Raw genomic sequence first — 14,730 nt, forward strand, 5'->3', positions numbered from 1 at the left:
TTGCCGTTAGCTTTAGCCCAAAATGCCTTGAAACAGATCAAATGAAGTAAACCTCCTTATAAAATTAAACCTAATTTACACTTTTTCTTATTTTTTACTTGTATTTTTAAAAAATAGACTACTTTTGTAAACCAATAACACAGGCAAATGAATATCGTATACAATTATTTTATATCCTTTTATTACTTCTTTTTTTATTTTAAAAAGAGATAATGGGATTTTTGTATACAGATAATTAAATTTATATGAATCAAGGGTCCCGGAGAGGGGCCCTTATTTTTTTAATAATATTACAGGATGAAAGTTACAGTACAGGGAGAAAGGGGAAGTTTTCACGAAGTTGCTGCAAGGCAATATTTCAATTACGATGAAATAGAAATTGTACCATGTTCTACTTTCGATCTTACTCTCAGCAGAATGAAGGATGGTGAAGCCGACTTTGCAGTTATGGCAATTGAGAATGCCAGATCAGGCAGCATTCTTCATAACTACACCCTGATAAGGGAATCAGGAATGAAGATCCTTGGTGAACATAACCTTCGGATAGTCCAGAACCTGATGGCACTTCCCGGGCAGACTATTGAAGATATCAAAGAGATCAGAACACATCCTATTGCCATACAACAATGCATGAACTATCTAAATCAGCATCAGCACATTACGCTTATTGAAAGCGATGATACTGCAGCAAGTGCAAGACAAATCTGTGAGAACAAATTATCAGGGGTTGCAGCAATTGCTTCATCGAATGCCGCTGAAATATATGGTCTGAAGATCCTTGCTTCGGGTATAGAGACATATAAGCAGAATTATACCCGATTCCTGATTGTCGGACCAGAAGACCATGGTAACAAAAGAGGTGATAAAGTTTCAATTTGTTTCTCTACCGGCCATCAGCCCGGCTCACTTGCCAAAGTTCTGGTAACACTTGCCGAGCTTGATATAAACCTGACAAAGATTCAATCAGTACCCCGTTTGAATGGCGAATGGGAATATCTTTTTTATGTCGACCTTGAGATCCATAAAAATACAAGTGCCGACGTTATCAGAAGAGTTCTGGAACATCATACCAGCAACCTCGAAGTTCTTGGAGTATATTTTAAAGGAGATATGTTATATGATAGTTAAACCCGCAGACCGTACCGGAAAAGTACAGGAATACTATTTCTCAAAGAAGCTTGCCCAGATAGACAAGATGCGGAGGGAAGGAGCTGATATAATAAACCTTGGCATCGGTAGCCCCGACCAGCCTCCTTCAGAAAGCACTGTTTCAGCCCTTGTTACTGAAGCAAAAAAAGCGACTTCCCACGGATATCAGAACTATACGGGGATCCTTTCTCTAAGAAACGCTTTTGCAGACTGGTATAAAAAATATTTTCATGTTGGTCTGAATCCTGAAAATGAGATCCTTCTGCTTATGGGCAGCAAGGAGGGCATAATGCACATCAGTATGGCATTTGTAAATCCGGGTGATGAAGTACTGGTGCCTGACCCTGGTTATCCGACATATTCCTCTGTAACAAATCTGGTTGGAGGTATTGTCAGAAAATATAATCTGGTAAAAGAAAAAGGCTGGTACCCCGATCTCGATGAACTCGAAAAAAGTGATCTGAGCAGAGTAAAACTGATGTGGATAAACTATCCTCACATGCCAACAGGAACGCCCGGATCGCTGAAGTTGTTTGAAAAACTTGTAGCCTTTGCGACAAAGCACAGAATACTGCTGGTAAATGACAATCCCTATAGTTTCATTCAGAACAAAGAGTATCACAGTATACTTGAAGTTGAAGGCTCTAAGGATGTTGCCCTTGAACTTAATTCACTGAGCAAATCTCATAATATGGCCGGGTGGCGGGTTGGTATGGCTGCCGGACATAATGATTATATAACTGAGGTACTTAAGGTTAAAAGCAATATGGACTCCGGGATGTTTCTTGGAATGCAGATGGCTGCTATTGAGGCACTTGGAAATCCTGAATCGTGGTACGACACAGTAAATACCGTTTACTCAAAGCGACGTGCGATCGTTGAACAGATAATGGATCTTCTTGGTGCTGATTATGACAGGGCACAGGTTGGGCTCTTCCTCTGGGGTAGAATCCCTGATTCAATAGCGAGCTGTGAAGAATACATTGAAGATATCCTCAATAAGACCCATGTTTTCATAACTCCGGGCTTTATTTTCGGAGAAAATGGTCAGAGGTATATACGAATTTCACTCTGTGCAACAGAGCAAAGACTAATGGAAGCAAAAGAAAGATTGGAGAAATTAAAAGATGAATGAAAGACGGAAGACGGAAGACGGAAGACGGAAGACCGAAGACGGAAGAAAAAAACTTCGGTCTCCGGTCTCCGGTCTTCAGACGAAAAACAATAATAATATAGATTAAACTCACTCAAGGATGACAATAACTGTTGTAGGAATAGGACTCATAGGCGGATCGCTGGTGGTTGATCTTCGCAAAAGAGGTTTCGCAAAAAAGATAATTGGTGTAGACACAAATATCCGTCACCAGAATATAGCACTTCTGACCGGACTGGTTGATGAGATTGCTTCACTCGAAGATGCCATAAAAAAAAGTGATTTAATAATTCTTTCAGCCCCTGTAAATAATAACTGTGTCTTATTGCCAAAAATTCTCGACAAGATTGCAGGTACTTCAAAGGTTGTAACCGATATGGGATCAACAAAAGGCAGCATCGCCAGAGCTTCAAAAGATCATCCCGGCCGAGGCAGATATGTAGCGGTACACCCTATGGCTGGTACAGAATATTCCGGTCCTCTTGCAGCAATCGGGAAACTGTTTGACTATAAACCGGCTATTATCTGCGATAAAGAACTAAGTGATGCCGACGCTCTCAAAAAGATCGAAAAAATGCTTGAGATACTCAATATGCGTAAAGTATATATGAAATCGAAAGAACATGATATTCACGTCGCCTATGTATCTCATATCTCACATATTACATCATTTTCACTGGCATTATGCGTACTTGAAAAAGAAAAGAAAGAACAGAATATTCTTACACTGGCAGGCGGAGGTTTCGACAGCACAGTAAGGCTTGCAAAAAGTAATGGGGAGACATGGGCTCCTATCTTTCTTGAAAATTCCGACTATATAATTGAAGTCTTAGATACATATATCGAAAAAATGAATGATTTCAGAGAAAAGATAAAAGAGAAGGATATTGAAGGGTTGAAAGGTCTTATGGAGGAGGCGAATAAAATCAGGAAAATTTTGAATTAAGAACAATAGAACAAACGAAGTAAGAACAAACGAAGTAAGAACATTCGAATCAGAAAACTTAAAAATTCAAATAATGGTTTTAAAACTTGAGAATTCACTAATCAAAGACTGGAGAGGCTACAAAGGAAGGCCTTTTCTGATCTCCGGACCATGCAGTGCAGAGACAGAAGAACAGGTAATGGAGACAGCTATGCAGCTGGCACAGATGAAAGAGGTCAGTGTCTTCAGAGCCGGTATATGGAAACCCCGTACAAGGCCCAACTCTTTTGAAGGAGTAGGGTCAGAAGGATTAAAATGGCTGAGACGTGTAAAACAGGAGACAGGACTTCTTGTCGGAACCGAGGTTGCCAACGAAAGACATGTATATGAGGCACTTAAATATGGAGTGGACATGCTTTGGATCGGCGCCCGGACATCTGTTAATCCTTTCACAGTACAGGAGATCTCAGACGCCCTGCAGGGTGTTGATGTAATGGTTTTGATTAAAAATCCGATTAATCCCGACATTGAATTATGGATGGGTGCCATTGAAAGAATTGCCAAAGCAGGTATTACACGGATCGGAGCTATTCACCGTGGTTTCTCATCATATGAAAAGACTCTGTACAGGAACCAGCCTAACTGGCAGTTGCCAATTGAATTACGCAGGAGAATTCCCGATCTTCCTATTATCTGCGATCCTAGTCATATAGGCGGTGCCAGGCAATATCTGTATGAGATCTCACAGAAAGCCATGGACCTTAACTTCGATGGATTAATGATCGAGTCACATCCCGATCCTGCAAAAGCTCTCAGCGATTCAGCCCAGCAGCTTACACCAAACGATCTTAAGGAACTTTTAAGCAGGCTTGTTCTCAGGAATGCGAGCACAAATGATCCAAAACTCCTTGATGTTCTCGGAGAATTACGTCAGCAGATTGACGTATACGACGATCATCTCCTTGATCTGATGGAAAAAAGAATGAAAGTAGCAGAAACGATCGGACGTTATAAAAAGGAAAATAATATCACTATCTTGCAGAGTACCCGCTGGGATGAAATTATTAATAAAGTAATCGTCAAAGGGCAGGCTAAAGGACTAAGTGCAGAATTGATTGATTCAATTTTCAAAGCAATTCACCAGGAGTCTATTAACCATCAGATGAAAGTGATGAATAACGGGGTGAAAGACCCTAAGTAAGAATAAATAAGAAACCTATGGAAAGATATGTTGATCCGTCCGCTATTAAGGGTACAATTAAAGCACCTTCCTCAAAGAGCATGACACAAAGGGCGATAGCAGCTGCCCTGCTTACGAACGGACAAAGCATAATCTATAATCCCTCATATTGCGACGATTCACTCGCGGCAATGAGCATAGCTGTGGGTCTGGGAGCGAGAGTTGTCCCAAAAGCCGATGAGCTTATTATTACCGGATCAGCCGTACTGAAGGAACACAAACTGAATTGCGGAGAATCGGGACTGGCAATGCGTATGTTCTCTCCTATTGCCGCTTTATACCCTGTAGAAATTACAATGGCTGGCGCAAATTCACTCAAAAAAAGACCTATGTCGATGATTGAGGAGGCTTTGGTCCAGCTGGGTGTTAAATGCACAAGTAACAACGGATTCCCTCCTCTTACTATTCATGGTCCGATTAAAGGAGGACGATGTGAAATAGACGGATCGGTTAGCAGTCAGTTGCTTACAGGACTGCTGATGGCACTTCCGCTTGCAGTTAAAGATTCTGTTGTAAAAGTAAACAATCTGAAGAGCAAACCATATATCGACATGACTATTCAGATTCTTAATTCTTTTGGCATCACAATTCATGTTGTTGATTATTCACTCTTCCAGATTCCCGGAGGACAAAAATATAAAACATGTAATTACACTGTTGAGGGAGACTGGAGCGGTGGAGCATTCCTTCTTGTTGCCGGAGCTATAAACGGAAATATTACAGTAAAAGGACTTAATTCAGACAGCAGACAGAGCGATATGGCTATACTTGAAGCCCTGAAACTGACTGGAGCGAATATGACCACAGAAGGTAATAATATCAGCGTCTCAAAATCAAAACTAAAAGCATTTGAGTTTGATGCCACCGAATCACCCGATCTCTTCCCTCCGCTCGTTGCTCTTGCAGCATATTGCTCAGGAACTTCAACAATAAAAGGGGTATCGCGCCTGATACATAAAGAGAGCGACAGAGCTGCAACTCTTCAGACAGAATTCAGTAAGATGGGTATCAAGATTGGAATAAATGGTGATGTGATGTCTGTTACAGGCGGAAAACCACAGGGCGCACATGTTGAATCACACGATGATCATCGTATAGCAATGGCAGTTGCTGTTGCAGCTCTTGGAGCTGAAGGAAGGGTATTTATAAGAGATTCTCAGTGTGTTGCGAAATCATATCCCGGCTTCTTTGATGACCTAAGGCATATGGGGGCTTTGGTACATGAATGAGAAGACGGGAGACGGAAGACCGGAGACCGAAGACCGAAGACGGAAGTTATAATAAGGGCAGTTTTTGCTTCCGGATTCTTGTAAAAACATCTGAATACTAAGTAAAATTTAAAATAAAAGTGAATTTGTGTTGATATTTTAAAATTTTAATTATTTTTGTCGCGATGAACCGAGCCAAGACTTGTCGAGGCGAGTTCCATAATACCTTTAAAATCGATTGTTTTATTATGAAAACAACAATGTTATATAGTTGGTCTTGGCGCAGCTCTTCGGTTAAAGCTGTGAGACACGCCATTATATAATACTAACAAGATATTTATTTATATAGGCACACTGTTCACAGTGTGCTTTTTTTTTGTGAAAAATTTAAACCAAACTATAAAATCAAAAAAAATGGAAAAGATCAGAAAGATTATTTTAAGTGAGAATGAAATGCCAAGACAATGGTATAACCTCCTGGCAGATATGCCAAACAAACCTATGCCTCCCCTGCATCCCGGAACAAAGCAGCCTATTGGTCCTGAAGATCTTGCGGCTGTGTTCCCGATGGAACTTATTAAACAGGAGGTTTCCACAGAAAGATATATTGATATACCTGATGAGGTACTTGACCTTTACAGAACATATCGTCCATCACCCCTTTTCAGAGCCCGGAACCTGGAAAAAGCACTGGGAACAAAAAGTAAGATCTACTACAAATATGAAGGCGGAAACTATTCCGGATCGCACAAGGCCAATACAGCCATTCCACAGGCTTACTATAATAAACAGGAAGGTGTAAGAAGAATAACAACCGAGACTGGTGCCGGACAATGGGGATCTGCTATGAGTTTTGCATGTAACTACTTCGGACTTGAGTTACTGGTCTTTATGGTAAGGGTAAGCTATGATAACAAACCTGGACGTAAGCTTCTTATGAACACCTATAATGCAAAAGTACTCGCTTCACCCAGTACAATGACTGTTTTCGGCAGGAAAGTTCTCGAACTGGATCCTGATTCTCCGGGCAGTCTGGGTATTGCTATCTCTGAGGCAATGGAAGTCGCATCACAAGACCCATATACAAAGTACTCCCTGGGCAGTGTGCTGAACCACGTTAGTCTGCATCAGACCATTATCGGACAGGAAGCACTGATCCAAATGGAAAAGGCCGGTGATTACCCTGATGTTGTAATAGGCTGCTTTGGCGGCGGATCAAACTTCTCAGGAATCGCATTTCCTTTCCTTCGCGAAAAACTTCTTAACAAGAAGGATATTAGGCTGGTGGCGGTTGAACCTGCATCCTGTCCGAAACTGACAAAAGGCAAATTCATGTATGATTTTGGCGATTCAGCCGGGATGACTCCACTCCTTCCGATGTTCACCCTTGGGCATAATTATATTCCTGAGAAAATTCATGCAGGCGGACTTCGTTACCATGGTGCCGGTGTGATTGTGAGTCAGTTGCTCAAAGACGGACTTATTGAGGCAAAAGCAAAACTGCAGAGGGAGTGCTTTGAGGCAGGTGTTCTTTTCGCAAGAAACGAAGGAATACTTCCTGCTCCTGAATCAACTTATGCTATTGCAGGTGCCCTTGATGAAGCAAGAAGAGCCGATCTGGAAGGAGTTCCAAAGACAATCCTCTTCAACCTGAGCGGTCACGGTCATTTTGATATTTCAGCTTACGAGAAGTATTTCGAGAACAATCTGCCCGATCACTCACTGTCAGATGCTGAAATTGAGGATGCTATTTCAAAAATAAATATTACAGTCTAATGGAACTCTGTGTAACTCTGTGTCAGCCTTAGCTTGCCTAAGGCCTCTGTGCAACTCTGTGTAAGTTCTTAAAGAATTATTACACAGAGATTCACAGAGAAGACACAGAGAGCCACAGAGAAAAACTAAAAATCGGAATAATCTGTTGGATGAAGCAGATATGCTCTGGTTTTTGAAGTTGTGTTCTTATACTCCTCCATTCCTGAAATTCTCTTCCAGTCGGGATGAGCCCTGAATTTTGCCCAGCACTCATCATGTGTTTGCATATTCGCATATGTGGTCATATAGATGAGTCGCGGCATCTGGCTTCCCATAATAACCTTTGCATAAAATGCGGCATTGGCACCAATAGCTTCGAAAATTCCGATCTCACCTCCTGTATTGAACATCTCAATTTTCTTTTCAGCCTTGGCTTCTGTTGCACTTTCGTAACTGCGATATTCATAAATCCTTTCTGACATTTTTGTGTCAAATTTAGGAGCCCTGAATTCAGGCATGTGAGTAAAGGCTTTTGCAAGGATACTCTCATATCTTACATAAGGTGGATTGTTGTAAGGAGCATCAAGAAATGCCTTTCCTGCTGCAGCATAAACTGCATCTTTTGCAAGCTTTTCAGCCAGCTGGCCGTACTGCTCAAGTGTTTTATAAGGAATGAATACATAAACCATTTTTCCAAAAGCTGTATCTGCCTCAACCGGTTTAAAAACACCTACATTGGCAATACCGGCACGATGAAGAGCAGGGATATATGCATCCTTAAGATATGCATCCATCATAGCCTCCTGTGCAGGACCGCTAATACGGTAAAGCTTAACTTCATAGTATTGCTGTTTGGGAGCTGAAAAACTGCTTAATGTAAGAGCAAGGTACAGCATTAATGCAGTTAAAGTTTTGAAGATTGGGTTTGAGTTTTTCATAGGTAATATATTTAATATTAAATAGTTAATATGCCTTCGCAAAATCAGCTGCTACTTTACCAGCCTGATCTGAGGTTATTTCAGAACCTGACTGTACAAAGAACCTGTGACGAAGAGTCATTGATTCTCCTTTCTCAAGTTTATAAACAACTTTCTCCTGCTTCGGATCGTATGAGTTTTGTCCGAGGTTATTTACAGAGAAGAGTCCATAACCTCTTGCATGAGCATAGGCAGGATAACCCGGATTCTTAGGATTGTCGAAGATCCCGAAAGAAACTGTTACATTATCTTTCACACCTGTGAGTACTACCCATGAATTCCTTGTTCCCCATACTGCATCACCCTTAAGTCCGCTGCTTGAGGTGTACATACCTGTAACTCCTGTATTATCAGTAGCTTTGACAGTTGTCGGATTGCCCTTCTCATCTGTGAAGATCAGTGATTCCTTTGAAGGCATTTCAAAAGCGCGGTCTACCCTGATCGCAAACATCCCTTCTTTGTTATCTGTAATTGTAACAAGTCCGTTGGCTGCAGTCAGAACTGAGATATGATCAACAGTCCTGCTATTCTTATCACCCGTAAAAATATAAGTCGTCTTTTCAACAAGAAGGGTATTTCCTTTATTATCATCCCAGTTAGAAACTACCTCAAGTATACCTTGCTTTCCGCTCTCCGCTTTTGTAACGCTCTGAACCTTAATATGTCCATAGGTATCCTTCTTATCAGCAGCAATTGCCGATGAGTTATTCCAGAAATCGAGTCCGTTTACATTTCCATGATTGAACCAGAGTCCGATATGGTGAGGATGATCAACTCTTTCACCCTTTCTTGCTTCCAGAGGGAAACCTCTTGTTATAACAGCACCATTCGGAGCATATATCGGAGAAAGGAAAGGTTTCTCAAGATTTTCAGGATACTGATAGGAGGTAAACAACTTCCCGTCAACCATCACATCAACTTTACGTTTGGCATCATCTCTTTCCAGCTTCACCTTAGCTGACTGGGCCATTAACTGAGATGTTGACATAAAAAGTGTCGCTGCAAGAATCGCTGCGAAGATCTTTTTAAAGAATGAATCATAGTTTCTTTTCATATTTAAGTATTTAAGGAGTTGTCTCATGTAAATTTAATTCTAAATCGTTAACGTACACATTTAACCGTGAAGTTTTTTCATAATTGAGAGTTTTTAACAGTTTTTAACATAATCCTATTTACAGTCTAACTCCTTTTAATCTCATAATTATTCACCTTTTCATCCTCAGCGAGATTTAGTAAATGGTACTTTGTGTACCTTCGCGAAAACCTTCGTGCCCTTTGTGGTAAAAAAAATAACCTCAAAGGATCACAAAGTACAACACTAAGGTCACAAAGGAATTCTTTAAGAAATAACATTATGAATATGAGAACCTTATATATCAAGATCTTCCTGGCTCTAATTCTGTTTAGTCTTTCATTGAACCTTACTGCACAATCAAATTCCTGGACTGAAGTAGCACCCGGAGTATGGAAAACAGTGGTTGGCAAGCCTGATAAACTGGATCTGTTTAATTCAGCAGGCATTAAACCATCAGTGGAAGCTCTGGCAAAAATGGTTCAATCACAATTTCCGCTTGCTGAAAATAATATTGTAACAAATGTTACAAATGGGCAAACATACCTGAGGTTTCCCCTCGAAAAAAACGAACAGATCTTCGGCTTTGGACTAAATTTCAAGACAGTACATCAGCGCGGTAAAATACTCCAGTTGCATGTTGATCATTACGGAGGAACAGATAATGGGCGCACGCACGCACCGGTTCCTTTTTATGTTTCCGACAGGGGATATGGAGTATTCGTGAATAGTTCCAGGTATTTGACTGTATATGCCGGTACCGGTGTAAGGAAAGATAGCCCTGATGCACCTGAACCGCGCGACCGGAACACAGATAAAAAATGGAGTTCACAACCATATTCTGATGCAGTAGAGATCGTTGTGCCAACAACAGGTGTTGAAATCTACATCTTTGCCGGACCTACTGCTCTGGATGCAGTACGCAGATATAATCTATATTCAGGCGGAGGTTGTCTGCCTCCGAGATGGGGACTCGGATTCACTCAGCGGGTTCCAACTCTTTATACATCAAAACAGGTAGAAGAAGAGGCAAAGTTATTCTCGGAAAAAGGATTTCCACTCGATTATATCGGTCTTGAACCAGGCTGGCAGAGCAAATCCTATCCATGTACTTTCGAATGGGATAAAACAAGGTATCCCGATCCTCCGGCTTTCATTAAAACGATGAAGGAGATGGGTATCAGGTTAAACCTGTGGACCAATCCTTATGTCTCACCCGAATCGCCAATGTACAGTAAAATATTACCTTTTACCGGCACTCACACCGTATGGGGAGGTGTTGTGGCAGACCTTACAATTCCTGAAGCCAGGAAAATCATGATTGACCAGATTGATTATGACCAGGTAACACCGGGTGTCAGCGGGTATAAAATAGATGAAAGCGATGGATACGACAGATGGCTATGGCCCGATGTGGCAATATTTCCATCTGGAAACAGTGCTGAACATCTGCGCCAGACCTATGGATTGCTGCTACAGAAAATGACAACAGATCTGTATCATGAAAAGAATATAAGGACATTCGGATTAACCAGGTCATCAAACGGCGGAGGATCATCCTTCCCGTATGTTATCTACAACGATTATTACAGTCATGAAGACTTCATTACCGCTCTGATTAACAGCGGATTCAGCGGCGTACTATGGACACCAGAGGTACGTGGGTCGAAAACCAGCGAGGAGTGGCTGAGAAGGATGCAGACTGTCATCTTCTCTCCCATGGCAATGATCAATGCCTGGTCGAGCGGTACAAAACCATGGTCTTTTCCTGATGTTGAAAAGGAGGTAAAAGAGTATGCTCTTTTGAGGATGCAGCTTATGCCATACCTGTACAGTGAATTTGCCAAATATCATTTTGAAGGTACTCCCCCATTTCGCGGTATGAGTCTGGAACCGGGGTTTGATGCCGGGGCTAAAATGGAACTGAGAAATGAAAATCTTAATGATAATCCCTATGCAGAGGCTGTTCTTAAGGAGATCCGCGACCAGTATATGACCGGTGAATACCTGCTTGTTGCTCCTCTCTTTACCGGACAGACATCAAGGAAAGTAGTCCTTCCAAAGGGAAAATGGTACGATTTTTATACAGGAGAATTTGCCGGAGATGGTGAAGTAATAACCGTTTCGCCCGGGATGGAAAGGATTCCGGTTTATGTGAAGGATGGGGGCATAATCCCGATGACGAAGGCTGTTCTGCATGCTCCTGCTGCAGGGGAAAAATACGATCTGGAAATCAGGTATTACGGAACAATGCCGGGCCGATATATGCTATATGATGATGACGGAGAAACATACGACTATGAAAAAGGAATCTACTCATGGCGTGAGATAAAAGTTACCCCCGACAAAAAAGGAAAACCGTTCGGAACAATTTCAAAACCTGAAAAAGGAAAACCGGATAATGTCGGCTTCGTTATGTGGAAGTATATGACTATAAAATAATTGAAAAGCTAAACACGGAGACACGAAGAACACGAAGATACACAGAGGACTATCAATAAACATCTCTGTGTACCTCAGTGCCCTCCGTGTCTCTGTGGTAAAAAATTATTTTTTAAGATTTCGAATCCTGACAGCAAATGCTTCTGCCGGGTTAGTTACCATAAGCTGATCAATCTCCTTTGCAGTAAAACCCTCAGCTTTAAGTAAAGGAATCAGCTTTTCAAAAAGTGTTGTGAATCCCCGGAATTCACCGCCATTCTCCTTGGCAGGATCGTACCAGCCGGCATCGTGGGATAAAAGAATTTTGTTAAGCAAATCATTATCTTTCAGATTCTTAATCATCCTGACATAATCTTCACAATTATTCTCATTTATTCCGTCAAGACCGATCCATGCACCCATCTTTGCCGCCTTAATATGATTGCTTAAATCTTTCTCCCCCTGTGCATGAACCCAGATAAATGCTTCAGGATTTACTCCCTCACTCTGTAATATTTCAAGCTGCTCAAATGCAGGTATTGCCGGACCGGTATGTGACGCGATAACCAATCCTGTTTTAAGGTGTGTTTTTGCCGCAGCAACTACAAGTTTCCTGTCAATATCAGATAAAGATTTACTATCGACTCCAATTTTGATAAAACCCGGCCTGATACCGGTATTCCCGATTCCATTATTCCATTCATCCACCCATCCGGATGCAAGTTCCTCAGCAGACTTATCATAGGCATGTTTCGGAATATATTTATCATTTGCAGCTCCGTAATAACCTGTGTTTGTTATGATATTTAGTCCGGTTGCTTCCGATAACGATTTAAGCAATACAGGATCTCTGCCAATATATTCAGGGGTACACTCAACAAATGTCCGGCAGCCAAGATCTTTAATTGCAGTAAGATATGGAAGCACCTTTTCAGAAACCCTCAGTTTATCCCATCTGTTCTGATTTATCGAATCAGCACCGATAAAATCAACCAGTATATGTTCATGGGTCAGGGAGACACCCATTTCGCTCGCCTTAACGGGACCTTTTACAGTCATAATCACACCATCATTCTGTGTACTGCATTGTGAAAACAATAACAGAAAAGAGATTGCAGCAATGCTTATAAAATTTCTCATTGTAATAGTGTTATAATATCAAATACTAAAGTAGAAAAACATTAGAAATAAATACTTTTGTCTGCAATTAAAAAAAATGCAAGGTTTAACTTTAGGCACTTTAGGCACTTCAAACTAATAATAATGAAAAGGATACTGGTAGATATGGATGGGGTCCTTGCAGATGTATATCAACGGTTCAATGATCTGCATGAAGAAAAGACCGGACTGAGAAAAACAATGGATGAGATAACCGGCATTAAGGAAGGGGAAGCCTTCCCTGAAGTCCTGAGATGGGTAAATACTCCTGGTTTCTTCCTTTCAATGCCCGTAATGCATGATAGTCAGAGGGTACTTGAGCAGCTGAATAAGAAGTACGATATTGTTATAGTCTCAATGGCAACCGAGTTCGCTGTTAGCCTTACAGATAAGCAGATATGGCTTCATGAACACTTTCCATTTATAACCTGGCGACAGAGTGTTTTTTGCGGAAACAAGAGCCTCATTAAAGCAGATATAATGATTGACGACCATTTCAAAAACCTCGATAATTTTGAAGGTGAAACACTGATGTTTGTTCAGCCGCACAACATTAACAGCACCGGTCACCGGCACAAACCAGTTGCTTCCTGGGCAGAGATTGAAGCTCTTCTGCTTTGATATAAAAATTCCTTTAACCGCAGAGAACCGCTGAGGTTAAAAAAGAGAACCGCAGAGGAAGAAGACTCTCTGCGGCACTCTGCATTTTTTACTGGTGTGTGATTAAATCAATCAGGCTCTGCGCTCCTCTGCGGTAAGGTTATTTCAATCTAACCTCAGCCAGCACCGGTAAATGATCTGACGGATAAAATAGTCCGAATGAATCAGACAAATGTCCATGCCTCAGAACTGTAACCTTATCATTTATAAAGATATAGTCAATCTTTCTCGGCAATACCTTTACATCAAACCCGCCGCTGGTACCTGTTGGTCCGTAATGAGGAGTTACGGTTTTGTCCATCGCGTCAGGCAGTTCGGCAAGAATTGACTGTACCGGAATTGAGGTCTTAACCAGGTTAAGATCGCCTGTAAGGATCAGAGGAAGATTCTCTGAATTTATTACCTTGATTTTTGCAAGAATAAGCTTTGCAGCCTCTTCCCTTGCTTTTACCCCACGGTGGTCAAAATGAGTATCTAAAACTAAGAAACTTTTCTTAGTGATTTTATCTTTAAGTTTAATCCAGGTAACTGTTCTGTTACATACAGCATCCCATCCGAAACCTGGTTTATCTGTCGCCTCATTAAGCCAGAACATACCATCGGTTAACTTCTCGAAACGGGCTTTACTGTAAAAAACACCCATATGCTCACCTGCCCTCTTGCCATCATCGCGGCCTACGCCAACGTGATCAAAATCGGGGAACATAGAAACAAGGTCATCCATCTGTTCGGGAAGTGCCTCCTGAACATTAAAAATATCTGCCTTGTGGAATTTTAGTAATCCGGCGACTTTTTCCTTTCTCAAAGGCCATGCATTCTCCTTATCATCAGGAGTATTCATACGGATATTATAAGTAATTATGGTAAATGGTGTCTCTTTTTTTGATTGTCCGTTTACCGAAAAAATGGTTCCGGGAATCATTATCAATACTATTGACAATACTTTAATAAGTCTTCTGCTTTTCATTTTTCTAAATATTTTGAAAAAAATAACCGCAAAGTCTGCATACTT

Annotated in this window: 12 protein-coding genes; 8 read left to right on the forward strand and 4 right to left on the reverse strand. The window is 41.2% G+C overall.

Annotated elements, in window-relative coordinates; all coding sequences use genetic code 11:
• Positions 1 to 297: 297 nt before the first annotated feature.
• The 6 genes from IPJ16_03960 (at position 298) to IPJ16_03985 (ending at position 7,451) form a co-directional block, all read left to right on the forward strand.
• Complete coding sequence (locus IPJ16_03960; protein ID MBK7626342.1) at positions 298 to 1,128, forward strand: prephenate dehydratase; 831 nt, start codon at positions 298 to 300, stop codon at positions 1,126 to 1,128.
• Positions 1,118 to 2,284, forward strand: coding sequence for an aminotransferase class I/II-fold pyridoxal phosphate-dependent enzyme (locus IPJ16_03965; protein MBK7626343.1), 1,167 nt, complete (start codon positions 1,118 to 1,120; stop codon positions 2,282 to 2,284). Before IPJ16_03960 ends, IPJ16_03965 begins: the two co-directional genes overlap by 11 nt.
• A 118-nt stretch (positions 2,285 to 2,402) precedes the next feature.
• Positions 2,403 to 3,248 (forward strand): prephenate dehydrogenase, encoded by an 846-nt coding sequence (locus tag IPJ16_03970; protein MBK7626344.1) that lies wholly within the window; start codon positions 2,403 to 2,405, stop codon positions 3,246 to 3,248.
• A 73-nt stretch (positions 3,249 to 3,321) separates the two neighbouring features.
• Positions 3,322 to 4,428 (forward strand): bifunctional 3-deoxy-7-phosphoheptulonate synthase/chorismate mutase type II, encoded by a 1,107-nt coding sequence (locus IPJ16_03975; protein ID MBK7626345.1) that lies wholly within the window; start codon positions 3,322 to 3,324, stop codon positions 4,426 to 4,428.
• A 17-nt stretch (positions 4,429 to 4,445) separates the two neighbouring features.
• On the forward strand, positions 4,446 to 5,696 hold the full coding sequence (aroA, locus tag IPJ16_03980; GenBank protein MBK7626346.1) for a 3-phosphoshikimate 1-carboxyvinyltransferase: 1,251 nt from the start codon (positions 4,446 to 4,448) through the stop codon (positions 5,694 to 5,696).
• Positions 5,697 to 6,089: 393 nt separating this feature from the next.
• On the forward strand, positions 6,090 to 7,451 hold the full coding sequence (locus IPJ16_03985) for a TrpB-like pyridoxal phosphate-dependent enzyme (GenBank protein ID MBK7626347.1): 1,362 nt from the start codon (positions 6,090 to 6,092) through the stop codon (positions 7,449 to 7,451).
• A 125-nt stretch (positions 7,452 to 7,576) separates the two neighbouring features.
• On the opposite strand, the gene IPJ16_03990 is transcribed toward IPJ16_03985, so the two are convergent.
• Both IPJ16_03990 and IPJ16_03995 read right to left on the reverse strand, forming a co-directional pair.
• Positions 7,577 to 8,368: an NIPSNAP family protein gene (locus tag IPJ16_03990; GenBank protein ID MBK7626348.1), complete on the reverse strand. Its 792-nt coding sequence runs from the start codon at positions 8,366 to 8,368 to the stop codon at positions 7,577 to 7,579.
• A gap of 25 nt (positions 8,369 to 8,393) precedes the next feature.
• Positions 8,394 to 9,377 carry a PmoA family protein gene (locus IPJ16_03995; GenBank protein MBK7626349.1) on the reverse strand — a complete coding sequence of 328 codons (984 nt, stop codon included), beginning with the start codon at positions 9,375 to 9,377 and terminating at the stop codon, positions 8,394 to 8,396.
• 390 nt (positions 9,378 to 9,767) lie between these two features.
• Here IPJ16_03995 and IPJ16_04000 point away from each other — a divergent pair, with 390 nt between their 5' ends.
• Positions 9,768 to 11,921: a DUF5110 domain-containing protein gene (locus IPJ16_04000; GenBank protein MBK7626350.1), complete on the forward strand. Its 2,154-nt coding sequence runs from the start codon at positions 9,768 to 9,770 to the stop codon at positions 11,919 to 11,921.
• 105 nt (positions 11,922 to 12,026) lie between these two features.
• Here IPJ16_04000 and IPJ16_04005 read toward each other — a convergent pair whose 3' ends face one another.
• Positions 12,027 to 13,040 (reverse strand): phosphotriesterase, encoded by a 1,014-nt coding sequence (locus IPJ16_04005; GenBank protein ID MBK7626351.1) that lies wholly within the window; start codon positions 13,038 to 13,040, stop codon positions 12,027 to 12,029.
• 120 nt (positions 13,041 to 13,160) lie between these two features.
• Between IPJ16_04005 and IPJ16_04010 the strand changes: the two genes are divergently transcribed.
• On the forward strand, positions 13,161 to 13,679 hold the full coding sequence (locus tag IPJ16_04010; GenBank protein MBK7626352.1) for a 5'(3')-deoxyribonucleotidase: 519 nt from the start codon (positions 13,161 to 13,163) through the stop codon (positions 13,677 to 13,679).
• A 139-nt stretch (positions 13,680 to 13,818) separates the two neighbouring features.
• Here IPJ16_04010 and IPJ16_04015 read toward each other — a convergent pair whose 3' ends face one another.
• Positions 13,819 to 14,685 carry an endonuclease/exonuclease/phosphatase family protein gene (locus tag IPJ16_04015; GenBank protein MBK7626353.1) on the reverse strand — a complete coding sequence of 289 codons (867 nt, stop codon included), beginning with the start codon at positions 14,683 to 14,685 and terminating at the stop codon, positions 13,819 to 13,821.
• Between the last annotated feature and the right edge of the window lie 45 nt (positions 14,686 to 14,730).

The organism is Bacteroidales bacterium (assembly GCA_016709865.1).
Classification (GTDB): domain Bacteria; phylum Bacteroidota; class Bacteroidia; order Bacteroidales; family VadinHA17; genus LD21.